The sequence below is a fragment of the Kitasatospora sp. NPDC004289 genome (genome assembly GCF_053602875.1).
In genome coordinates this window covers 22859-46874 of sequence record NZ_JBSGEL010000023.1, presented here as the reverse complement: position 1 = coordinate 46874, position 24016 = coordinate 22859, and the positions used below count along the sequence as shown (strand labels likewise).

The window sequence follows — 24016 nt, the reverse complement described above, 5'->3', positions numbered from 1 at the left end:
GAGGAGGTGTCAGAGGTGTTCCGTCGCTTCGCCGTTCCCCTGCTGCCCGCCCTGGCGGGCTGGGCCGCGCTGGCCGCCCTCGCCCTGCCGCAGGCCGTCCGACTGCCCGTCACCCTGCTGTTCCTGCTGGCCGGTCCGGGCACCGCGCTGGCCCGGCTGGCGCCCGGGCGGGGCGGGCGGACCCGGTCGGTGGTGCTGGCCGGGGCGCTCGGGCTCGCGGTGGAGACCCTGGTGGCGGTGGCGCTCTACCTGGGCGGCTGGTTCACCCCGGCGCGGGCGGTGCTGGTGCTGGCGCTGCTGACCACCGCGGCCGTGCTGGTGCGTCCCCCGTTCGGCCGGGTGGGGCTGGCCGGGCTGCTCCTGCTGGTCAGCGCCTGCGGCGGCGGGGGCACCGGCCACGAGGTGTGGAACACGCCCGGTGCCCGGATCTCCGAGAGCACCGCCTCCGCCGCGGCCTCGGCCCCCGCTCCGGCGGGCGACTGGCGGCTGGTGCTCCAGGACGAGTTCGACGGCACCGCGCTCGACACCCGGCGCTGGGCCACCTGCTACGACTGGAACGACGGGGGCTGCACCAACAAAGCCAACGGGGAGTTGGAGTGGTACCTGCCCTCCCAGGCCACCGTCGGCGGCGGCGCGCTGACCCTGACGGCGCAGCGCCGCCCCACCACCGGCGCCGACGGGCACGTCTACCCGTGGACCTCGGGCATGGTCACCACCGGCCGGGACTCCTGGGACGCGCCGCCCCGGCAGGTCTTCACCCGCGGCTACTTCGCGGCGGCGGTCCGGATCCCGCCCGAGGGCGGGATGTTCCCCGCCTTCTGGCTGATGCCGGCCGCCACCCGCACCACCCCGCCCGAGCTGGACGTGGTCGAGTTCATCGGCTCCACCGACCGGGCCCAGTTCACCGTGCACTGGCCCGGCCCGGGCGGCCAGGACCTGCACGACTCGGCCTCCTACGGACCGGCCGACTTCCCCGCCGGGTACCACGTCTTCGCGCTCGCCTGGGAGAAGGACTCGCTCACCTGGTACGTGGACGGGGTCGCCCGGCACCGCGAGACCAGGCCCGAGCGGATTCCGGACCAGCCGATGGAACTGCTGCTCGACCTGGCGGTCGGCTACCCCTCGGCCCCGCCGGACGGCGTGGACACCGCCCGGATGCAGGTCGACTGGGTGCGGGTCTGGCAGCACTGAGCGGCCGCCGGCCCGAGGGCCCGGCGGCTCGCGGATCCAGCGGCTCACAGGTCCGGCGGCCCGCCGACCGGGCGGCCCACCGCGGCCCGCAGCCGCCGGTAGTACCGCCAGCCCTTGGTCCGCAGGTGCTCGGGGAAGGGGGCGACCTGGGCTCCCTCGCCGTCCGACCAGCGCCGGAAGTGCTCCGGCGTGGTGTCGGCGCGCACCATCAGCCGGGCGATCCGCAGCGGGTCGTCGTTGCCGGAGCTGAAGGCGTTGCCCACCGCGCAGGCCGAGGTGAACCCGGCCAGCGCTACCTGGCGCCGCACCGACGGGCTGGAGTAGCCGTGCGGGTAGGCGAAGGAGAGCACCTGGTGGCCGAGCACGTCCTCCAGCTCCCGGCGGCAGCTCACGATCTCGCCCGGCAGCCAGCGGCCCGGCAGGGTGTCCAGCTGCGGGTGGGTCCGGGTGTGTGCGCCGATCTCCACCCCGCAGGCGTCCAGGGTGACCACCTGACGCCAGTTCAGCATCCGGGCCGGCGGCAGCAGGCTGCCGGAGGCCGGGCCGCCGGGCGGGTGGACGGCTCCCGTGGTGACGAACAGGGTGGCGGGCAGGCCGCGGTCGGTGAGCTGCTGGACCACCGTCCAGTAGAAGTCGGCGAAGCCGTCGTCGAAGGTGAGCACCGCGCAGTTCTCCGGCAGCGCCGGACCGCCGCGCAGCGCGGAGACCAGCCGGTGCAGCGGGACGACGGTGCGTCCGCTGTCGGCGATCCGGTCCAGCTGTTCGGCGAAGGCGCGCGGGGTGACGGTCCACGGGGCGATCCAGGAGGGCGGGTCCTCGGAGACCGAGTGCCACAGGTACACCGGTACGACGGTCATGGCGCACCTCCCGGCCCGCCCGGCCCGCCCGCCCCTCCCCCTCTTCCGGCCGGGGCCGCGGGCGGCGGGGGCACCGCCGACGGGAGCGCCTGGCGCAGCCGGCCGGTGGTGTAGCCGGTCACCGTGACGACCACCCCGAGGGCGAGCGCGGCCAGCTCGCGCGGGCCGCCGCCCTCCCGGCTCAGCGCCCGGGCCATCCCGCGCGGCACGGCCGCGTACAGGTAGCGGCGCTCGCTGGCCAGCGCCGGGCGGCGTCCGGTGTGCCGGGCGACGGCGGCCTTGGAGAGGCCCTCGGCGAAGCAACGGGCCCGGAAGTAGCTCCAGTTGGTGCGGCCCTCGGGCACCCGGTGGCTGACCCCGGCGGTGGGCTCGTAGCGCAGCACGGCGCCGGGATGACGGGCCGTCAGCCGGATGCAGAGCTCGGTCTCCTCGCAGCCCAGCGGGCGGCTGCCGACCCGGCCGAGGTCGGGGCGGAAGCCGCCGGCGGCGAGCAGCTCGGCCCGCCGGAAGGACATGTTGGCGCCGATGAAGTTCCGTACGCAGCCGCCCTGTTCGGGCATGCCGAGGTAGGAGCAGCCGACCACCCAGTCGAACTCGGGCGGGAACCAGGAGGGGCGCCCGCTCTCCCAGTGCGGGCGGACCAGGCCGCCGACGCCGAGCACCCGCTCGTCCCGGTAGCCGGCCAGCAGCCGCTCGGTCCAGTCCGGGTCGGCGGTGGCGTCGTCGTCCAGGAAGGCGACCACCTCGCCGTGGGCCAGCGCGGTGCCGGTGTTGCGCGCGCCGGACAGGCCGGCGCGCTCGTGGTTGGGCACCACCCGCACCCCGGCCAGCACCCCGGCGGCCCGTACGGCCAGCTCGGGGCAGTGGTCGACCACCAGCAGCAGCTCCTCGGCGGGGTGGTGCTGGCGCTGCACGGAGCGGACGGCGGCCACCAGATCGGGCCAGCGGGCCATGGTGTAGGAGCAGATGACCACCGTGAGGGTGGGCGGACGGCCCGTCAGGACCGGTTCGGTGAGCGGGTGGGCGGTCATCGCCGTCACCGTCCCTTCGGGAGCCAGCGGCCCAGGGTGGCCAACAGGGGGAGCGCCAGGGCGCTCTCGGCGATCAGCCAGGCCAGGCCGACGCCGGTGATGCCGAGCGGGGGGATCAGCAGCAGGGCGAGCAGCAGCACCAGCCCCAGCAGGGCGGCCTGCAGGGCGACCACCGGGCGCATCGCCCGGCGGGCCCGGCAGACGTCCACGGCCAGGCCGAGCACCAGATTCGGCAGGGCGGCCAGGGCGAGCAGCCGCAGCGCGGTGGTGCCGTGCTCGGCGTAGCCGGGGCCGAACAGCGAGAGCAGCCACGGGGCGGCCACCGCCAGCACCACCGCGCCGGCGCCGATCAGCAGCGCGGAGTGCCGCAGCACCCGGCGGGCCTGGGCGGCCAGCTGCTCCGGGGCGTGCGCGGCCTCGACGATCAGCGAGCTGCCCATGTTGAGCGCGGCCAGCTGGAGGGTGTACGCGATCACCCAGGCGAGGGAGAAGTACGCGTTCTGCTCGGCCCCGAGCCGTCCGAGCACCAGCAGCGGCAGCACGCTGTACGAGGCGGTGCGCAGCAGGGCGCCGAGGTAGTCGGCGGCCGCGTAGCGGACCAGCCCGACGGGCGGGTCGGCGTCCCGGCCCGCCCGGGCGTGGGCCGGGACGGCGCGGCGGAACAGGTAGGCGTTGGTGACCAGCAGGGAGATCAGCAGAGCCACGCTCCAGGCCGGCAGGATGCCGGAGCCGGGCAGCAGCAGGACGCAGGCGCCGAGCAGCGCGGTCTTGGCGACGGCGAACAGCGCGTTCTCGCCGAGCACCCAGCCGGGGCGGCGCAGGCCGGTGAGCGCGCCGTCCTGGAGCACGAAGAGGGTGTACCCGGCGGCGGCCGCGAGGAAGGCCGCCGCGGTCAACGGGGCGCGCAGGAAGCCGAGTTCGGGGGCCAGCACGGGGACGAGCAGCAGGAAGGCGCCGGCCGCCAGCACGGTGGCGGCCGAGCTGACGGCGTAGCAGCGCAGCAGCAGGCGGCGGGTGTGCCGCCCGGCGGTGGGGACGAAGCGCATCAGCACGTCGCCGAGGTTGAACTGGCCGATGCCGGAGAGCAGCGCGGCGGCGGCCAGCGCGGCGTAGCCGCGGCCCACCGCCGCCGGGCCGTACCAGGCGGAGGCGAGCAGCCAGAACAGGCCGCCGAGCCCGGCGGTGAGCAGGGAGCTCGCCGTCAGGACGTGGCCGTTGCGCAGCAGGGGCTCGGTGGCCAGGGCGGCCCGCAGCCGGGCCCGGAGCAGGGCCCGGTAGGAGCACTGGCAGGGCAGCGGGAGCGGGCAGCCGCACCCCGCGGTCGTGGTTCGCCCGGCCGTGGTGCCCGCGGTGGTGACGGCCATCGGGCTCACCCCGTCCGCAGGCTCGGCAGCCGTGCGCCGGCCGGCTCCGGGCCGCGCGCGATCCGCTCGTCGGCGATCCGGCGCCGCTCGGCCTGGTGCTGGGAGCGCAGGTAGCCGAGCGGGCCGTACAGCATGCCGGAGAGCTCGAGCAGGGTGAGCCGGGTCGAGTGCTCCCCCTGCACGGTGGTGCGGTTCCTGGCCTGGCCGAGGGCCTGGCGCAGCCCGCCGGGCAGGCGGCGCACCAGGGCGGGCAGCAGCCGGGGGTCGGCGCTGACGGCGGCGGCCAGGTAGGCGCCGAGGCCGGCACCGTAGCCGTAGAGCTGGGCGGGCAGCGCCTCGTCGGTGCGGCGGTGGCGGTGCCAGATGATGGCGTCGGGCCGGTAGTCCAGCACCAGACCGGAGGTGACGATCCGGAAGAAGGCCAGCAGGTCGTCGCCGCCGTGCGCGGGGGTGCCGGCCCCGGTGGCGGGGTCGAAGCCGCCGAGGGCGCGGAGCAGTCCGGTCCGGAAGGCCATGTTGGCCCCGGATCCGAACCGGCCGGCGGTGAACGGGAAGAGCGGGTCGGCGCTCGGCAGGTCGAGGGCGTGCCGGCGTCCGGCGAAGCCCTTGTCGTAGCCGCCCTGGCGGTGCAGGGCGAGCTGGGCCGGGGTGGCCAGTTCGGCGGGCAGGATCAGGCCGGTGACGCAGCCGGTCCTGGCGTCGTCGTCGAAGGCGGCCGTCAAGGCGGCCAGCCAGTTCCGGTCCACCAGGGTGTCGTCGTCGGTGAAGGCGACCAACTCGCCCCTGGCGGCGGCCAGTCCGAGGTTGTGCGCCCGGGCCAGGCCCGCCACCGGCTCTCGCAGGTAGCGGACCCGGCCGGCGTACCGCTCGCGGATCAGCGCGTGGGCGTCGTCCCCTGCCGGGGCGTTGTCGACCACCAGTACCTCGTACCGCGGGCTGTCGATCCGCAGCAGGGAGTCGAGGCACTGGCGGAGCGGCTCCGGCCTGTCATGGGTGGCGATCACCACGCTGACGCGCGGCGGATGGCCCGCGGGCGTCCGGGGGCCGCCGACCCGACTTGAGGGCCCGCCGGACGTCGCGGAGGTCAACCGGTCATTCTTCGTGGGTTGGTCGGGGACGGGGCCGAGTTCGCGGTGAGCGGCAGCGACCAGCGACCGGTACGTGCCGCCGGGGTCGGCGGGGTCGGCACCGGTGGCCTCGACCAGGCCGAGCGGGTGTCCGTGCAGCCGCACCAACGCCAGCACGCGGCCGTCGGGAGCGGCCGGCCCGGTGCCGCCGGGCGAGCGCAGCTCACCGGGTTCGGCCAGGTCCAGTTCGACCACGTGGACGGGGGTGTCGAGCGTGTCACGGGCGGCGGGGCAGGGGCAGGCCGCTGCGGTCCGCTGGTCGTTGCCGTTCATCATCGCTCCCTCGGCACGGGGGCGGCCGCACCCCGGCCGCCAGGGCGTTCGGCGATCAGGGTGCGCAGCACCCGGCGGCCGTCGGAGACGGCGTGCAGGTGCGAGCGTCCGCTGCGTCGGGGGAGTTCCAGGCTCGGTACCTCGGCGATCCGCAGGCCGGAGCGGAGCGCGTGCGCGACCATCTCCGCCTCGATCTCGAAACCGGCCGAGCGCAGGTCGAGTTGGTCCAGGAAGCTGCGGCGGAAGGCGCAGAAGCCGTAGCAGAGGTCGGTCAGCCTGGCCCGGTAGAGCCGGTTCACCACGCTCAGCAGCGCGAGGTTGCCGAGCGTGCGGATCCGGGTCAGGTCGAGGGAGCCGCCGCCGCCGATGCAGCGCGAGCCCTTCACGAAGTCGTAGCCGTGGTCCAGGAAGTGCAGGTAGTGCGGGATCTCGCCGGGCCACATGGACCCGTCCGCGTCCATCATCACCACGTACTCGCCGGTGGCGGCGGCGAATCCGGTGCGCAGCGCGTTCCCCTTGCCGGGGGCGCTCTGCTGGAGGGAACGGACGGTGGGGAGGGCGTGTTCGGCGACGGCCAGGGTGGCGTCGTCGGAGGAGCCGTCGACCAGGATCACCTCGTCGACGCAGCACGGGATCTGTTCGAACACCCAGGGGATGTTGCGGGCCTCGTTCTGCGCGGGGATGACCAGGCTGACGGAGTGTCGGGTCCGTGTCCCGTCCTCCACCCGGCGCCGGGGCCGCTCGGCCGGCGGCCGGTCGGTGGAGCGGCGCAGCGGTCGGATCTCGCGGTCCGGGTACGGGAGGACGTTGGGAGGCAGCGTGGTGCTCATCGTTGGACAGCCTCTCGGGAGGCAGCGGGCACGCCGGTACTCCCACGGGCGTGGCCCTCTGTCGACGGGGCGGAGTGCACCGCGCCTCGGGCGCGGGATGGCCCCGGTTGAAGGGGGGAGAGCGGTTCAGAACGGCGCGGGGGTTGTGGTGAGGACTCCCCGAGAACCCTTCGGGATCCGCGCCGACCGGTCTCCGGCGGCAGGAGCCGCCTGGGTCGGGCAACTGGCGAATGAACTGGTGCCAGGGCCTCATCGTCCGCCCGCCCGGCGGACGATGTCAACCCTTATGTCCGAATTGACCTAAGGGAGTTCGGTCCGCTCGGCCGCGGTCTGCTCGGCCAGCCGCCGGGCGATGTCCTCCGGGCGGGCCGGGCGGCCGAAGAACCAGCCCTGGGCCCAGTCGCAGCCCATCTCGCGCAGCCGCGCGGCGTCCTTGTCGGTCTCCACGCCCTCCGCCGTGACGGTCAGCCCCAGGGTGTGGGCCAGCGAGACCAGGCCGCTGACGATCCGCCAGCCGGTGTGGGTGTCCTTGGCCGGGTCGTGCATGTCGCCGACGAAGGAGCCGGCGATCTTCAGGCAGGAGACCGGCAGGTCCCGCAGGTAGGCGAGGTTCGACCAGCCGGTGCCGAAGTCGTCCACGGCCAGCGAGACGCCCAGGTCACGCACCCCGTGCAGGGCCTTCAGGGTCTCGTCCTCCGGGCCGACCACGGTGGACTCGGTGATCTCCAGCTGGAGCTTCCCGGGCGGCAGCCCGGTCTTGCGCAGGATCCGGTCCACGTCGGTGACCAGCCCGGCGCTGCGGGCCTGACGGACCGCCAGGTTGACGTTCAGCTGCGGGGCCGCCTCGCCGAACTCCCGTACCCACTCGGTGGCCTGACGGCACGCCTGCTCCAGCACCCAGCGGCCGAGCGGCATGATCAGGCCGGTCTCCTCGGCCACCCCGATGAACTCGTCCGGGCCGAGCACCCCGAGCTGCGGATGTCTCCAGCGCACCAGCGCCTCGACCGCGACCAGCCGGCCGTCGTCCAGGGAGCAGAGCGGCTGGTAGTCGATGTAGAACTCGCCCCGGTCCAGCGCGGCCGGCATCCGGACGGACACCGCGTAGCGGCTGACCGCCCGGGCGTTCTCCTTGGGGTCGAAGAGCGTCCAGCGCCCGCGCCCGGCCTCCTTGGCGCGGTAGAGCGTCAGGTCCGCCGCGCGCACCGCCGCGCCCGGGGTGGTGGTGGCCACCCGGCGCTCCAGCACGCCGACGCTGGCGCCGACGGCCAGCGAGTGGTCGCCCACCTGCACCGGTCTGGCGAGTGCGGCCAGTACCGTCTTGGCGGCGGCCACCGCCTCCTGCTCGCCCCGGCAGTTCTCCAGCAGCACCACGAACTCGTCGCCGCCGAGGCGGGCCACCAGGTGGCCGAGCGGGGTCAGCGCGGTCTCCAGCCGCTGGGCGACGGCGGCCAGCAGCTGGTCACCGGTGTCGTGCCCGAGGCTGTCGTTGACCACCTTGAAGCCGTCCAGGTCCACGTAGCAGAGCCCGAAGCGGGCGCCGGGCTCCGGCTCCTCGAAGAGCTTCTCCAGCCGCTCGAAGAAGGCCACCCGGTTGGGCAGGCCGGTCAGCGGGTCGTGGGTGGCTTGGTGGCGCAGCCGCTCCTGGAGGCGGTACCGGTCGGTGATGTCCTCCAGCATCGCCACCTGGTACAGCGGCACGCCCTCGTCGTCCCGGATCAGCGAGACGGTCAGGTGGGTCCAGACCACCTCGCCGTCCTGCCGGTAGTACGGCTTGTCGAACTGGAAGTACTCGGTGCGCCCGGAGATCAGGTCCTCGTACGCCTCCCAGACGCCGGGGGTGTCCTCCGGGTGCACCAGCTCGTCCACCCGACGGCCCGTCATGTCGATCGGGCCGGTGCCGAAGATCTCCCCGAGCGCCTTGTTCACCGAGATGATGTTGCCGTCGGTGTCGCCGATGCCGATGCCGATCGCGGCCGACTCGAAGAGCGCGCGGAACTTGTTCTCCGACTCCCGCAGCGCCTTCTCCACCTCCAGCTTGGCGGTGTCCGCCGCCAGCCGGATCGCCTCCTGCTCCCGCAGGGTCCGCTCGCGCAGGGCGCGCGCCCAGCCGGCCGCGAAGGAGCCGCAGAGCTCGGGGCCGCGACCGTCCCGGTCCGGCGTGCGCTGGAGCAGCTCCACCGCCCGGGCGAGCACCACCGGGTCGGTGAAGTGCGCGTCCACCAGCTGGGCCCCGGCCTGGGCGGCCAGCTCCGGGCGGAACGGCTCCTCGGACTGCGCCCGGTGCAGCAGCGCGGCCGTCCGGGAGACCAGTCGGCGCAGGATGCCCGGGTGCACGGCCGCGCCGTGGCCGCTGGAGAGCAGCCGCTCCCACTCGTGGTGGAAGCGGACCGCCCGTTCGGCCTGCGCCAGCTCCTCGGTCTCGCCCGGGCCTGCGGTCACGGCTTCAGCCCGACGCCCACCAGACCGGTCATCCGCTCCGGGTTCGGGCCGACCGACTCCGGGTCCTCCGGGCGCCACTGGGGCATGTAGACCAGGCCCGGCTCCAGCAGCTCGAAGCCCTCGAAGAAGGCCTCGACCGCCGCGTAGTTGCGCATCGTGATCGGGGTCGGGGTCCGCTTGTAGAGGTCCTGGTGGGCCTCGGCCTGGTCCGGGCGGCCCTCCAGCGAGGCGTGGCACATGACCAGGGCGCTGCCGGAGGGCAGCGCGTCGCGCAGCTGCCGCAGCAGCGCGTACGGGTCGTCGTCGTCGGTGATGAAGTGCAGCACCGAGACCAGCAGCAGGGCGACCGGCTCGCCGTCCGCCAGCAGGTCCTTCACCTCGGGGCGGGCCAGGACGTCGGCCGGATCGCGCAGGTCGGCCTCGACCACCAGGCTCTGCGGGTCGTCCTTGAGGAGCAGGCGGCTGTGCGCGACCGCGATCGGGTCGTGGTCCACGTAGACCACCCGGCTGTCGGGGCGGGTCGCCTGGGCCACCTCGTGCACCGCACCGAAGGTGGGGATGCCGGAGCCGATGTCCAGGAAGCGGGTGACGCCGCTCTCGGCGAGGAACTGGACGGCGCGGCGCAGGAAGGCGCGGTTGGCGCGCATGATCTCCGGCAGCTCCGGCCAGAGCTCCATGGCCTTGCGGGCCATCATCCGGTCGACCTCGAAGTTGTGCGAGCCACCCAGGTAGTAGTCGTACATCCGGGCCGCGTTCGGCTTGTCGAGGTCCGTTCCGGCGGGCACCCAGTTCGCTTGCTGCATGACCGCACCCCTACCGGTTCTGATTCTGACGGGACAACACGAGGATCTTCCTATCATCGCTCCGCCGCCTGTCACCAGCGAAGCAGCAGAGACGGAAGTGAACAGTGTGACGAACCGTCTCCCCTCCCCTGCCTGGTCGGTCCCCGCGATCCGTCCCAGAATGGAAGCCTCATGGCCGGACGGATCGAGGACTACGCGCTCCTCGGAGACCTCCAGACCGCCGCCCTGGTGGGCCGGGACGGTTCGGTCGACTGGCTCTGCCTGCCCCGCTTCGACTCCCCCAGCTGCTTCGCCGGCCTGCTCGGCAGCGACCGGCACGGCGCCTGGCGGCTGGCCCCCGAGGGCGGCGGGCCGTGCACGGAGCGCCGCTACCTGCCGGAGACCCTGGTGCTGGAGTCGCTCTGGCGCACGCCCACCGGCACCGTGCGGATCACCGACTTCATGCCCCAGCGCGACCGGCTACCGCGGCTGGTGCGGCTGGTGGAGGGCCTGAGCGGCACCGTCCGGATGCGCGGAGTACTGCGGCTGCGGTTCAACCACGGCCGGATCGAGCCCTGGGTGCGCCGCACCGACCACCACCGGATCGCGGTGGCCGGCCCGGACGCGGCCTGGCTGCGGGTCCCGCCGGGGGTGCACACCTGGGGCGAGGACGGGGCCACCGTCTCGGACTTCACCGTCCGGGCCGGCGAACAGGTGCCGTTCGTGCTCACCTGGCAGCCCTCGCACCACACCACCACGCCCCGCACCGACCCGGCCGGGCTGCTCGCCTCCACCGTGCGGCGCTGGCAGGACTGGGCGGCCGGCTGCCGCTACCGGGGGCCCTACCGGGACCAGGTGCTGCGCTCGCTGATCACCCTCAAGGCGCTCACCTACGACCCGACCGGCGGGATCGTGGCGGCGCCGACCGCCTCGCTGCCCGAGCACCCGGGCGGCGAGCGGAACTGGGACTACCGCTTCTGCTGGCTGCGCGACTCCAGCCTGACCCTGGCCGCCCTGCTGCGCGGAGGCTTCCGGGAGGAGGCGGCGGCCTGGCGCAAGTGGCTGCTGCGGGCCATCGCGGGCGACCCGGGCGACCTCCAGGCGGTGTACGGGGTGGCCGGCGAGCGGACCCTGCCGGAGACGCTGGCCGACTGGCTGCCCGGCTACCAGGGCTCGACCCCGGTGCGGTTCGGCAACGCGGCCGTCCACCAGCTCCAACTCGACGTCTACGGCGAGGTGCTGGACACCCTGGAGCTCTCCTGGCAGGCCGGTGTGCCGATGGAGCGCCAGGTCTGGGGGCTGCTCCGCTCGCTGATGGCCTTCCTGGAGCTGCACTGGCGCGAGCCGGACGAGGGCCTGTGGGAAGTCCGGGGCGGCAAGCGTCAGTTCGTCCACTCCAAGGTGATGGTCTGGGTGGCCGCCGACCGCGCCGTCCGACTGGCCGAGGCCACCGGGCTGCCCGCCCCGGTGGAGCGCTGGCGGGCGCTGCGCGACGCGGTGCACGCCGAGGTCTGCGAGTACGGCTACGACCACGGCCGTGGGGTCTTCGTCCAGGCGTACGGGGAGCGGGAGTTGGACGCCGCCACGCTCTTCGTCGCCAAGTCCGGCTTCCTGCCGCCCGAGGACCCGCGGGTGGTGCGGACGGTGGACGCGGTGCGCGGCGAGCTGGACCACGGCGGCTTCGTCCGCCGCTACCGCACCGGTCCGGACGGACTTCCCGGCTCCGACGGGCTGGCGGGGCCGGAGGGCGCCTTCCTGGCCTGCTCGTTCTGGCTGGCCGACGCGCTGACCGCCACCGGGCGCCGCGAGCAGGCCCGCGAGCTGTTCGAGCGGGTGCTCGCGCTGACCAACGACCTCGGCCTGCTGGCCGAGGAGTACGACCCCCGGACGGGGCACCAACTCGGCAACGCCCCGCAGGCGTTCACCCACGTCGGGCTGGTCAACACCGCCTTCGCGCTGGACGGCGACGAGGCGGCCGACCCCACCGCCGTGGGGCCGGCCGCCGTACGGTGACGCCGGATCGACCGGCCGTCAGCCCGCCGTCAGCTGGTCGCGGTGCAGCTCAGCGTCGGGGCCGCGTTGGCGCCCGAGTAGCTCGCACCGAAGCCGAAGCCGGTGGAGCCGCCCGCCGCGACGGTGCCGTTGTACCCGGCGTTGACCACCGAGACGGAGCTGCCGCTCTGGGCCACCGTGCCGTTCCACAGGTTGGTGACCTGCTGGTTGCCCGGCCAGGTCCAGCTGACCTTCCAGCTCTTGGTGGGCGCGGTGCCGGTGTTGGTGACGGTCACGTCGGCGTTGAAGCCGGCGCCCCAGTCGCTGCTCACCTTGTAGGTGGCGGTGCACCCGGCGTTGCCGCCACCGCCGCCGCCCGCCTGGGTGGTGACGGTCAGTGCGGCGGAGGCCGCCGAGACGTTGCCCGCCGCGTCCCGCGCCTTGACGGTGTAGGCGTAGGCGGTGGAGGCGGTCAGCCCGCTGTCGGTGTACGAGGTGGAGGTAGCGGTGCCGACCTGCACGCCGCCGCGGAAGACCTGGTAGCCCGTCACCCCGGTGTTGTCGGTGGAGGCCGTCCAGCCGAGGGTGACGCTGCTGCTGGTGGCGGTGCCGGTCAGGCCGGTGGGCGCGGTCGGGGCGGTGGTGTCACCGGGGGTGGTGCCGCCGACCGGCGGGTAGGCGTTGGCCAGCAGCTGGCGGAACTGGGCGGAGAACCAGGCCCCGGCCAGCGGCGCGTCCGGCAGCGCGCCGGACATGTTGTTGTTGTTCCGCGGGTTGCCGGTGTACGTCGGGTCGCACATCCGGTCGAAGCCCTTGCCCTCGTCGTTCGGGATCGCCTTGGAGGCGCCGTCCGACTCACCCGGCGGCTTGACCCAGACGTAGGCGTCGATGCCCGCGTCGGGAGCCGCGGTCGGCCGCTCGCCGAGGCCCGCACCGGACTGGTTGCACCAGTTGCCGGCCTGCAGGCGGCGGTCGATCCGGCCGCCGTCCACGTAGGCGTCACCGGTGGTCTTCGGGCCGGGGCCGGTCGGGCGGCCCGGGCCGCCCCAGCCGTTGCGGGAGGTGTCGATCAGCATGCCGACGCCCGCGTCGAAGCCGGCCTCAACCGCCTTCTGCCGGAAGGCCTTGGCGTAGGAGAGCTCGTCCACGTAGCGGTTCCAGTCGACCCACTTGGAGGTGCCGCGGATCGGCTGGCCGTTCACGGTGTCGTCGATGGTGAAGTACGGCTCCTTCAGCGCCGAGTAGTTGGCGGTGTTGACCACGAAGCCGTGCACCTTGGCCGGGGTGGAGCCGGAGGCGTTGGCGGCCTGGTACAGCAGGTTGACGCTGGGGCCGAAGTTGGAGTCCCAGCCCAGCCAGCCGTGGTGGCCCGCGTCGATGTAGTTGTAGACGTTCGGGATCGCGCCGAGCTTGTTGAGCGCGTAGCCCACGCCCGTCACGTAGTTGCCGTTGGCCTTCATCACGTCGCAGGCGGGGGTGGCGGTGGGGGTGCCGCCGGCGTTGGTGATGAGGTTCGGCAGGGAGTCGATCTCGATGGTGGTGACGATCCGCAGGTTGGCGTAGGCCGGGTCGGCCAGGATCGCGGCGATCGGGTCGATGTAGGCGGTCTCGTACCGGCCGATCTCGGTCGGGCCGAGCTCGCCGTTGGAGGCCAGTGCGGCGCAGTCGCGGCCGGGCAGGTTGTAGATCACCACCTGGAAGACGTACGGCTTCCCGGCGGCCTGGCGGACCGCCTCGTTGAGGTGGGCGCGCAGGCCCATCGTGCCGTTGGCGCCGTTGATCGCGGCGATCCGGTCCAGCCAGACCGAGGTGGGCTGGTTGGCGACGGCGGAGCCGCCCGGCTCGGCGGCGGCCTTGGCGGACCACTCGGGGTTCACGTAGACCCCGGCACCGACGTACGGGTTGTCGACCTTGGCGGCGGCGTGCGCCGTGGTCGCGGCGCCGGCGACCGGGAGCAGGGAGGCCGCGCCGAGCGTGACGGCCACAGTGGCCGTCCGCAGTCGGCGGAGGAGCTGTCCTGACACGTGCGGATCCTTTCGGGTGGGGGAGATCCGGGTGCGAGCAGCGTGCTGCGAGAAGAAGTGGGAGCGCTCCCACGATGTACCGAACCACCTTGCCGTGAGGCTGCCGGGTTCACGGCATATCAAACCCACGGAGTTCCGGACGCGTCAAGGAGTCCGACCGGAGTTCGTGGGAGCGCTCCCGGCCTGACGCAAGAACAAGGGCCCGGGTCTCCCCGGGCCCTGATGGGCCGTCAGCCCGCGCCGGCTACTCGGCGGCGGCGCACTGGCCGAGGGCGGAGACGGCGCCCTGCACCACCCCGGGCAAGGTGGCCATGTCCGGCCCCTGGTTGGTCCTGGCGTTCTGCGCGAGCTTGCCGTAGACCTCGGCGAGCTGCTTGGCGGCGGCCTTGCCCTCGGGATGCTTGATCTTCTCGGCGTCCTCGCCGAACTGCTTGGCGATGGCCTCAAGGTCGGCGGTCGCCTTGGCCTTGTCCGCCATGTCGGCAGTGAGCTTCTGGCCCGCCTCGGTGATGTGCCTCATGGTGTCCCGGCACGGCCCGCCGCCACCCACGCCGTTCTGCGCGGCCGAACCCTGGCCGGTCGCACCCGAATTGACCGCCTTGGACGGAGCGGCCGCATTGCCACCGCTCCCGGAACCGCCCGAGGAGCACGCGCCGGCGCCGAGCACCACCGCGGCGGCGAGTGCCAATGCGGCCAGGCCGCGGTGCGAAGTCCGACTGTTCATCTGGGTGCTGCTCCCCCGTGCATCCTGCCGTGATCCGGTGCAGTCGACCACACCGTTGACAGAGTGTCAACAGATTTCGGAGGCCCGGTGTCCGATGGACATCAATCGCCTGAACAGGCGAAAAGGCTTGTTGCTGGCGAGTAACACCATCGGGTAGCTTGCCGCTCGCTCCAAGATTCAACATCGGTGTCTCCGTCCGGGGGAAGGACGCCAACAGACGCTCCGACGACCCTTTCTGACGGTCGCTCCGGTGCCGTTCCTTCGTGGGCCCACCTCCTTCTGGGCGGAGCACGCGGAAGGCGGACTGTGTTCTCGCAACGCGCGAATGGAATACGGGGTGCTTCGCGTACGGTCGCCACGGCGGTCGTGCTCGCGATGGCATCCACACTGGTCTCGACAGCGGTGGGGACGGCCTCGGCGGCCGTGCCGAAGGGGGTGAGGACGGAGGCCCCACCACCCGGGTCCGAGGCCGATCTGGACGCCCGGATCAAGGTGATGGACGCGGCGGCGGACGACCGCCGGGCCCGCGCCATCCTGGCCCGCGCCATGCACGCGGGCGGCCCGGCGATGAAGTCCGGCGCCGGCACCATGCTGGCCGCCCAGGACCTCGGCCCCTGGCCGGGCTGGTCGCTCTACTACGGCTCGGTCACCTCCGACAACGTCGCCAACTCCAAGGGCGAGCGCTCCAGCGGCCGCACCCTCGGCGAGGGCATCGGACCGGTCAAGCAGACCGGCCAGTCGGCGATGGCCTACGGGCAGCTGCACGTCGGCGTGCTGACCACGGACGGCAAGCTGTACGACAAGGTCCGCACCGCCAACGGCGACTGGCTGACCCCGATCCTGGTCAGCGACGACCCGCGGAACACGGCGTTCAGCCAGGCCGCGCTGCCCAACGGCGAGCTGCACTTCACCGTCCTGTCCTCGGACGGCACCGTGCGCGACCACGTCTACAGCCCCGGGGAGTACCCGGGCTGGTACATGGGCTACCAGGGCACCGACCGCACCGTGCGGTTCGACTCGCTGCCCGGCAAGGTCAAGGGCCTGGCCACGGCCGGTCTGCCCAACAACGACCTGCACCTCGAACTGCTCACCACCGACGGCAAGGTGTGGACCAACGTCCGCAAGGCCGGCGGCACCTGGAGCGGCGTGACCGCCGCCGACGGCGCGACCACGACCGCCGCCGTCTCGGCCGTGGCCACCGCCAACGGCGAGGTCCGGCTCGGCCTGCTCGGCACCGACAAGAAGGTGCGCGAGAAGGTCCGGAAGGCGGACGGCACCTGGGCCGCCGTCACCACCGTGGACGCCACCGGCACCGCGGCCGCGATCGCCGCCACCGCCGTGCCGAACGCGCTGCCGCACCTGGCGGTGGTCACCACCACCGGCACCGTCAACGACTTCGCCCTGCAGGCCGCCGGCACCTGGACCAAGACCGCGCTCACCGCCCCGAAGGCGAGCTCGCTCTCGCTCGGCGCGCTGGCCACCGGTGAGCTCCAGCTCGACGTCACCGGCACCGACGGCCTGGCCTGGCACACCGGCCGGGCCGCCAACGGCACCTGGTCCGCCCCGGTCATGGTCGACGGCACGCTCGGCCGGATCGCCGACGTGGCCGTTACCGGGGCCGCCAACAACGACCTCCACGTGCTCACCCTGGGCACCGACGGCCTGGTCTGGCTGCGCACCCACCGCGCCGACAGCACCTGGTGGAGCACGCTCGTCACGGCCGCCACGGTGGCCGACGGCTCCAAGCAGGCGAAGGCCGTCACCGCCGCCACCACCCCCAACGGCGACCTGCACCTGGTGACGCTCGGCACGGACAACGTCGTCCGCGCCTTCGTCCGCGGGGCGAACGGCAGTTGGTCCGCCGCGACGGTGGCCGACGGCAGCGGGCAGGCCCGCGCGGTGGCCGCCACCGCCGCCGCCAACGGCGAGGTCCACGTGGCCGTGCTCCGGGCCGACGGGACGGTGCAGGACCTGGTCCGCGCCACCACCGGCGGCTGGACCTCCGCTCCGGTGGCCACCCCGCACGCCAAGGGCGTCGCGGCGGCGGCCACGCCGAACGGCGAACTGACCGTCGGTGTGCTCTCCGACGACAACAAGGTCTGGGCCACCACCCGCGGCACCAACGGGAGTTGGAGCGCCCCGGCGGTGGTGCGGACGGACCCATCGCGGCAGATCGCCGCCGCCGGCGGTGCTGACAACCGGGTGCACCTGGTCGCCCTGGACGCCGACGGCGCCGCCATGGACAGCGTCCGGGCGGCCGACGGCAAGTGGACCAACGACGCTGCCTCGTACGGCATGATCGACCGGAACACCACCAGCATCCAGGTGGCGGCGCTTCCCAACGGTGACCTGCACGTCAACCAGTTCACCGCCAACCGCTCGGTCGGCGCCGGCACCCAGGACGAGGCCCGGGCCAAGGCCGACGACGACGCCCGCGGCTCGCGCGACCTGGGCCTGGAACAGTTCGTCTCCCCGTACGCGACCGCCTCGGGGACGAAGCTGCCGCAGTACGACACCGACGTCACCAACTTCATGTCCTCCAGCGGCGTCAACGCGCGCAACGCGCTCGCGCTGCAGTACCTGCCCGCCCCGGCCAAGTCCACCGACCAGGCCGCGCTGGCCAAGGTGGACCAGATCGTCCAGGAGCTGATCGCCGAGAACGGCGGCCAGGACACCTTCGGCATCTTCACCATGCTCGGCGCCAACGCCAAGGAGGGATCGGCCGACGACGTCCGCCGGTTCATCCAGTACCACGGCATGCCGATGGCCGGGCCGGTCAAGGGCACGCCCGAGTTCCGGATCGAGGTCGAGGCGCTGAAGGCCCGCTGGGCCTCCGGTGACATCTCCAACCCGGTGGACTGGAAGAAGGTCCTGGTCGAGGTCGAGGAGGTCGCCTGGGCCGAGTGGAAGGCCGAGCTGGCCGGACAGGTCCAGCCGCGCTCGGACGTGCTCAAGGCCGAGGTCGACGCCCTGACGGCCCTTCAGACCGGCTCCGAGGCGATGCACCAGGCGCTCGGCTACGGCTGGTCGGCCGGCGAGGTCCTCAAGTGGCAGGCCAACCCGACCAAGCGGCTGGCGAACGCGCCGCCGCGCACGGACGCCCAGGCCACCGCCGACCTCGCCACCATCAAGACGCTGGTCGTCGCGCAGGCCGCCGTGGCCCGCAAGGCCGCCAACGACGCCAAGCTGGCCGCCGACAAGATCCCGGCCGCGCTGGCCGCCGGTGACAGGATCGCCGACGACAACGGGCTGCCGCGCGGTCGCGGGATGGCCTACGCCATCCAGTCCGCGCAGGTCACCAAGGCCTCCGCGGCCGCCGCACTGGCCACCGCCAACGCGCTGGACGTCGCCGTCCAGGCCGTGAACGGGACCGCCGCCACCAGCGCCACCCTGCTCGCCAACGCCCAGGCCCAGGCCGCGGCCGCCCGCGCGCAGTTCCAGCGCCAGTCGGCCGAGGACAGCGCCGCCCGTGCCGCCGCCCTGGCCGACACCGCCAAGGCCAAGGCCGACGCGGCCGCCGCCGCGGCGGCCAACGTGGCCACCGCCAAGGCCCAGGCCCAGCAGGCCCAGGCCGACGCCACCGCCGCGCTGGACCGGGCCAAGACCGCCGCCGCCAACGCGGAGACGGAGCGTCAGAACGCCGCCAAGGCCAAGGCCGAGGCGGAGAAGCAGCGCGGCAACGCCAGGACCGCGCTCAACGACACGCTCGACAGGTTCAAGGCCGCCGACGACAAGCGCAAGCAGGCGCACGGCTCCAACGCCGACTCGGTGAAGCGGGCCCAGGCGGCCAAGGAGGCGGAGGCCCAGGCTGCCGTCGCCCGCCGCGCCGCCGCCGACGCGCAGCGCCGCAAGGACGTGGCCGCCGCCAACGCGCAGGCGCTGGCCGCCGCCGCGGTCGCCGCCGAGGGCACCTCCTCGGCCGCCGAGGCCAAGGCCGCCGCCCAGGCCGCCGCCACCGCCGCGCAGCAGGCCGGAGCCGAGGCCGACCAGGCCAACGCCAAGGCCACGGACACCACTTCGGCCTCCACCGCCGCCCGCGAGGCGGCCACCACGGCCGCCGCAGCAGCGGCCCGGGCCACCACCTGGGCGGCCGACGCCCAGGCCAACGCCCTACTGGCGTACTCCACCGCGATGACCGCCGAGGCCGCCGCGGCCTATGCGATCGACAACGCGGAGGCCGCCGCCAAGAAGGCCACCGAGGCCGCCAGCACGTCCGAGCAGGCCGCGCAGGAGTCCCTCAAGGCCAACACCGCGGCGGTGGCCGCGACGAAGGACGTGGACTCGGCCGTCACGGCGGCCGGAGACGCGGCCGGCCAGGCGTACGCGGCCGGCCAGGCCGCCGCGCTGGCCCGGGCCGCCGCGGCCACCGTGACCGCGCCGGCCAACACCGCCATCGAGCTGGGCACCCCGTTCGCCACGACCGACTCCTCGGCCGGGCTCGCGGTGCTCGCCTCGCAGGGCGCCAAGACCCTGGCCCAGCAGCAGACCGCCGTCTCGGACGCCAACGCCGCGTACTCCGCGAAGCTGGCCGCCGACGCCAAGGCCGCTGCCGAGCGGGCCACCGGGGACAGCAAGTTGGCGGCCGAGGCGGCTGCCAGGGCGGCGGACTCCGCCGCCAAGGCAGCGAAGTATGCCGACGCGGCGCAGAAGTCGGCGGCCACCGCGGCCACCGACTCCGCGGCGGCCAAGGCGGCGGCGGCCAAGGCCGCCGAGCTCGACGCTGCGGCCCGGGCGCAGGCCCAGGCGGCGGCGAAGTCGGCCCAGGACGCGCTGACCGACTCGCAGGCGGCCGACGCGGCCGCCAGTACGGCGGAGAAGGACGCGGCCGTGGCGGCGCAGGCCGCCAAGGACGCGGACGCCACCGCGAAGAACGCCCGCACCTCGGCCGACAAGGCCAAGCAGGCCGCCGACGAGGCGGAGAGGTCGGCCGGTACCGCGAAGGCCGACGCGGCCAAGGCCGAGGAGGCCGCCAAGGCCGCCGAGGAGCAGCTGCGCCGGGACGAGGCGGCGCTGGCCGCGCAGATCAAAGCCGCCCAGGAGGCCGCGAAGCAGCGGCACGACCTGGACGCCCGGCAGAAGGTGATGGACACCCAGGCCAGGGTCCGGATCGGCCGCGCCAACCTGGCCTACCTGTTCCAGGTCGGCGGCGTCGCCTCCAAGACGCTGGCGGCCTCGCGGCTCGCCGGGCCGGGTTCGGCGCAGCCGGAGCTCTTCTTCGACCAGGACGTCTGGAACGCCTGGCAGAAGGACGTGGACTCGGCGAGCGACCTGATGAACGGGATGAACACCCGTCAGGACGAGCGCGAGGACACCGTCTGGAAGTACTTCACCTCGGACTTCGCCGACAGCGAGCCCGAGTACGACACCGCGGTGACCAAGGCGCTCGGCCCGGGCCAGGTCTACTCCCGGATCGGCGGCGGCCTCAGCTGGGGCTGGCCGGTCAACGTCCCGCAGGCCACGCCCGAGGCGAAGGCCCGGGTCGGCGAGATCATCCGGCAGAAGCAGGCCGAGGGCGGCGACCCGTACGGCCTGTGGGGTCTGATGCTGTACTCCCCGCAGATGCAGGGGTCGGCGGACGACGTCCGGCGCTTCATCGAGTACAAGGGCTTCCCCACCGTCTCCCCGGTCAAGGGCACGCCGGAGTTCCGGCGCGAGGTGGAGAGCCTGAAGACCCGCTGGTCCAGCGGTGACCCGAGCAACCCCCAGGACCCGTACGTGGTACTGGTGGAGGTCGAAGAGACCGCCTCGGCGGAGTGGGAGGCCGAGTACGCCGCCCAGTCCCAGCAGCGCACCACGATCGCGACCGCGGAGATCAAGGCGCTGACCGCGCTGCAGTCCAGCGCGGTGGCGATGCACGACGCGCTCGGGAACGCGTGGGTCGCCAAGAACCTGATGGAGGCTCAGGCCGACCCGCACAGCACGTGGAACACCACGATCAAGCACTGGCCCGAGTGGTTCAACGGCGACAACTTCTCCTCCGACGGCAAGCCGATCTCGGTGGACGCGGACCTGGCGAAGCTGAAGCAGCGGGTGGACGGCCTCTCGGCCACCGCCGACCAGAACGCGGTCGACGCCAAGTCCGCTGACACGACCGCGAGTTCGGCCTCGGCGGCGGCGCAGCAGATCGCCACCGCGAACGGCACGCCGATCGACCGCGGCCTGTCGTACGCCAAGCAGTCGGCGCAGGTCACCAAGTCCGCCGCGGCGGCCTCCAAGGCCACCGCGCTGGCGCTGAAGACCGCGGTGGCGGCGACCAACGCGACGCTGAACGACAGCGCCGCGCTGCTGGCCAACGCCAGTGCCCAGGCGCACGCCGCCCGGGCCGCCTTCCTGCGCGAGACCGCGCAGGACAGCGCCCAGAAGGCGGAGGCCGACGCGGTCGCCGCCGAGGGCAAGGCGCGCGCCGCGGCCGACGCGGCGGCGATCGTGGCGCAGGACAAGGCCAGGATCGTCCCGCTGGAGGCCAGTTCCAAGGCCGAGGCCGCCAAGGCCAAGGACGCGGCGGCCACCGCCGAGCGGGAGCGGCAGAACGCCGCCGCCGCCCGGCAGACGGCGGACGCGGAGCGGGCCAAGGCCGCGACCGCCACGGCGGACGCGCAGCGTCAGGCCGAGGCGGCGGCGGCCGAGGAGTCCCGGGCCAAGGGCGACGCCGACACGGCGGCCGGCTTCGAGGCCAAGGCCAAGCAGGCCGAGACCGACGCGGCCGCGGCCAAGAACCGCGCCGCGACCGCACGCAAGGAGGCGGACTCCGCCCGGGCGAAGGCCGCTGCCGCCGACGCCGACTACGCGGCGAAGCTCGGCACCGATGCCGCGGCCGGCGCCGAGACGGCCGCCAAGGACGCCCGCCGGGCGGCCAACGCGGCCACCGATGCGGCGATCAAGGCCGATGAGGACGCCGACGCCGCCGAGGACGCGGCGGTCAACGCCCGCGCCGCGGCGACCGTCAGCACGGCGGCGGCCGCCAAGTCGGACGCGGCGGCCAAGACCGCCCGTTCGGCGGCGGCCAAGACCCAGGCCAACTCCGCGCAGGGCCACTACCTGGCCGCCGAAGCGATCCAGCAGGCCGGCATCGCGAAGGAGAACTCCGACGCGGCCACCGCGCTGGCCAAGTCCTCCGCGCAGCACGCGGCCGACGCCAAGTCGGCCGCCCAGGGCGCGAAGAAGGAGGCCGACGCGGCCGCCTCGGACAGCGCCACCGCCTCCGGCCAGGCGCACGCCGCCTCGCAGCAGGCGGAGATCGCCCGGGACACGGCGGCGGCGGTCAACGCCCCGGCGGACCAGGCGATCCAGCTGGGCATCGCGTTCGCGGCGACCAACGCCACGGCCGGTCTGTCGGTCGTGGTCGCGGACACCGCGAAGACCCTGGCGGAGCAGTCCGTCGCGGTCGCCGAGCTGCGCGCGGCCGAGGCCGAGGCGTACGCGAAGGCGGCGCAGGACGCGGCCGACCGTGCGGCCGGGGACGCCAAGTTGGCGGCCCAGGCGGCGGCGGACGCGGCCAAGTCTGCGGCCAAGGCCTCCAAGGCGGCCGCCGCGGCGCTCAAGTCGGCCAACCAGGCGGCGGCCGACTCCAAGGAGGTCCAGGCCGTCTCCCAGCGGCTGGACGACCTCAACGCCCAAGCCCAGTCGGACTCCTGGAAGGCGGACGAGTCGGCCCGCCAGGCGAACCAGGAGGCCGCGGCCGCCCGTGCCTCGGCGGACGCGAGCGAGCTCGACGCGAGCACTGCCCGCGACGCGGCCGACCGGGCCAAGGTGTCGGCCAACAACGCGGACCACTTCGCCGACGAGGCCGAGACCTCGGCCGCGAACGCCAAGGAGTCGGCGGCCAACGCGAAGGCCGACGCCGAGCAGGCGCAGGACATCGCCGAGGCCGCGGCGGAGCTGGACCGCAACCCGCCGGCCAACTCGGGGACGGGCACCGGCGTCGACCCGGAGCTCCCGCCGGGCGTGGTCATCGAGACGGTCGACGTGGCCGGTACCGGCTACGCCACCGACCAGTGCAAGTTCAACCCGCACAACCCGCTGTACTGCAAGCTGCCCGCCCAGGTGAAGCTGACCGGCAAGGCGATGGCCTTCCTGGTCACCTGTGACATCCCGGACGGGTCGGCGGCCGCCTGCATCGCGACCGGCAAGTACGAGAAGGAGTTCATCGACTCCTACCCGGTGGCGTACGAGGGCCCGTACGTCTTCGACGTCGACATGGTGGCGATGGACTGGGCGTTCACCAAGGCGCTGGCCTACAGCCTGGTGAGCGACTTCGTCGGCTGCGCGAAGAACCTCTCGTTCCACAACTCGGACTGCTACTGGGCGGCCGCCAGCCTGGTGCTGCCCACCGCGGTCAAGCTGGTCGCCCGCGGGGCCTACGCCGTGCACGCGGCCGTGGTGATCGGCGACATGGTCGGCGTCGAGGCCGGTCTGAACGTGCTGACCCAGCTGGCCCGCGAAGCCAAGATGAGCGCCTTCATGGCGACCCGTCTGAAGACGGCGGCGGTGGCCGCCTGGCTGCGGAAGTTCCCCTCGGGGCTGATCCCGTGCAACCCCACGCACAGCTTCCCGGCCGGCACCGGTGTCCGGATGGCCGACGGCAGCGTGCGTCCGATCGAGACGATCCGGGTCGGAGACCGGGTCGACAGCGCGGTCGGGGGTGGTGGGGTCCAGGCCAACACGGTCACGGACACCTTCGTCACCACCACCGACACCGAGTTCACCGAGCTCACGGTCAGCACCCCGGGTGGGGACCGGCGGATCACCAGCACCCAGAACCACCCGTACTACGACCAGAGCCGGCAGGCGTTCGTCAACGCCTCCCGACTGGCCGTCGGGGACCAGCTGCAGACGGACGGCCAGGAGCCGGTCACCGTCCGGGCGGTGCGCAACTACGTCTCGGCGATGGTCACCTACGACCTCACCGTGGACGTGGCCCACACCTACTTCGTGCTCGCGGGCACGGTGGGGGTGCTGGTCCACAACACCATCTGCCCGATCGGGTTCAAGGTCGCCATCAACGGTGGTGACCTCTCCACCCTGGCGTTCAAGCACCGGACGAAGTACATCGGGCTGGAGCTGCGCAACGTCGCGGTGGCCCGGGTGGAGGGCCGGGCCGAGCCCGTGTACGGGATCAGCCACGGAGACGACCTGCACTCCGAGGACATGATCATCAATCAGCTGAAGCCCGGTGAGAAGATCACCGAGATCTACTCCGAGCGCCAGCCGTGCCCGCGCTGCGCGGGGAACCTCGGCGAGCACATCGCCGACGACGTCAAGGTGACCTGGTCAGTACCCTGGAGCGACCCCGCCACCGAGCTGGGCAAGCTGATCAACCAACAGTCGAACGACGAGCTCAAGCGCATGCTGCTCAAGGCCATGGGCTTCTAGGAAGGGTGCA

12 protein-coding genes are annotated in these 24016 nt (G+C 73.7%); 3 read left to right on the top strand and 9 right to left on the bottom strand.

Annotation, left to right across the window (positions count from 1 at the left end; translation table 11 throughout):
* Positions 1–15: 15 nt before the first annotated feature.
* On the top strand, positions 16–1191 hold the full coding sequence (locus ACWEPF_RS17735; RefSeq protein WP_452173289.1) for a glycoside hydrolase family 16 protein: 1176 nt from the start codon (positions 16–18) through the stop codon (positions 1189–1191).
* A 44-nt stretch (positions 1192–1235) separates the two neighbouring features.
* Here the strand turns inward: ACWEPF_RS17735 and ACWEPF_RS17730 are convergent, their stop codons facing one another.
* The 7 genes from ACWEPF_RS17730 to ACWEPF_RS17700 form a co-directional block, all read right to left on the bottom strand.
* On the bottom strand, positions 1236–2048 hold the full coding sequence (locus tag ACWEPF_RS17730; RefSeq protein ID WP_452173288.1) for a polysaccharide deacetylase family protein: 813 nt from the start codon (positions 2046–2048) through the stop codon (positions 1236–1238).
* Entirely contained in the window at positions 2045–3079 is a 1035-nt protein-coding gene (locus ACWEPF_RS17725) for a glycosyltransferase (RefSeq protein ID WP_452173287.1), read from the bottom strand. The genes ACWEPF_RS17730 and ACWEPF_RS17725 overlap by 4 nt, the downstream gene beginning before the upstream one ends.
* A gap of 5 nt (positions 3080–3084) precedes the next feature.
* A complete protein-coding gene (locus ACWEPF_RS17720) occupies positions 3085–4443 on the bottom strand; it encodes a lipopolysaccharide biosynthesis protein (protein ID WP_452173286.1) in 1359 nt (452 codons plus the stop codon).
* Between the two features lie 5 nt (positions 4444–4448).
* Positions 4449–5843, bottom strand: coding sequence for a glycosyltransferase family 2 protein (locus ACWEPF_RS17715; protein ID WP_452173285.1), 1395 nt, complete (start codon positions 5841–5843; stop codon positions 4449–4451).
* Positions 5843–6673, bottom strand: a complete 831-nt coding sequence (locus tag ACWEPF_RS17710; RefSeq protein WP_345281303.1) for a glycosyltransferase family 2 protein — start codon at positions 6671–6673, stop codon at positions 5843–5845. The genes ACWEPF_RS17715 and ACWEPF_RS17710 overlap by 1 nt, the downstream gene beginning before the upstream one ends.
* 300 nt (positions 6674–6973) lie before the next feature.
* Entirely contained in the window at positions 6974–9112 is a 2139-nt protein-coding gene (locus ACWEPF_RS17705) for a putative bifunctional diguanylate cyclase/phosphodiesterase (protein WP_452173284.1), read from the bottom strand.
* Positions 9109–9915, bottom strand: coding sequence for an SAM-dependent methyltransferase (locus tag ACWEPF_RS17700; protein ID WP_452173283.1), 807 nt, complete (start codon positions 9913–9915; stop codon positions 9109–9111). The genes ACWEPF_RS17705 and ACWEPF_RS17700 overlap by 4 nt, the downstream gene beginning before the upstream one ends.
* Before the next feature lie 171 nt (positions 9916–10086).
* On the opposite strand from ACWEPF_RS17700, the gene ACWEPF_RS17695 reads away from it, so the two are divergent.
* The gene (locus tag ACWEPF_RS17695) at positions 10087–11907 is read left to right on the top strand and encodes a glycoside hydrolase family 15 protein (protein ID WP_452173282.1); all 1821 of its coding nucleotides are present in this window, start codon (positions 10087–10089) and stop codon (positions 11905–11907) included.
* Between the two features lie 29 nt (positions 11908–11936).
* Here ACWEPF_RS17695 and ACWEPF_RS17690 read toward each other — a convergent pair whose 3' ends face one another.
* Entirely contained in the window at positions 11937–13910 is a 1974-nt protein-coding gene (locus ACWEPF_RS17690) for a glycoside hydrolase family 6 protein (protein ID WP_452173281.1), read from the bottom strand.
* Between the two features lie 244 nt (positions 13911–14154).
* The gene (locus tag ACWEPF_RS17685) at positions 14155–14634 is read right to left on the bottom strand and encodes a hypothetical protein (protein WP_452173280.1); all 480 of its coding nucleotides are present in this window, start codon (positions 14632–14634) and stop codon (positions 14155–14157) included.
* Positions 14635–15009: 375 nt separating this feature from the next.
* On the opposite strand from ACWEPF_RS17685, the gene ACWEPF_RS17680 reads away from it, so the two are divergent.
* Complete coding sequence (locus ACWEPF_RS17680) at positions 15010–24006, top strand: polymorphic toxin-type HINT domain-containing protein (protein ID WP_452173279.1); 8997 nt, start codon at positions 15010–15012, stop codon at positions 24004–24006.
* Positions 24007–24016: the final 10 nt, after the last annotated feature.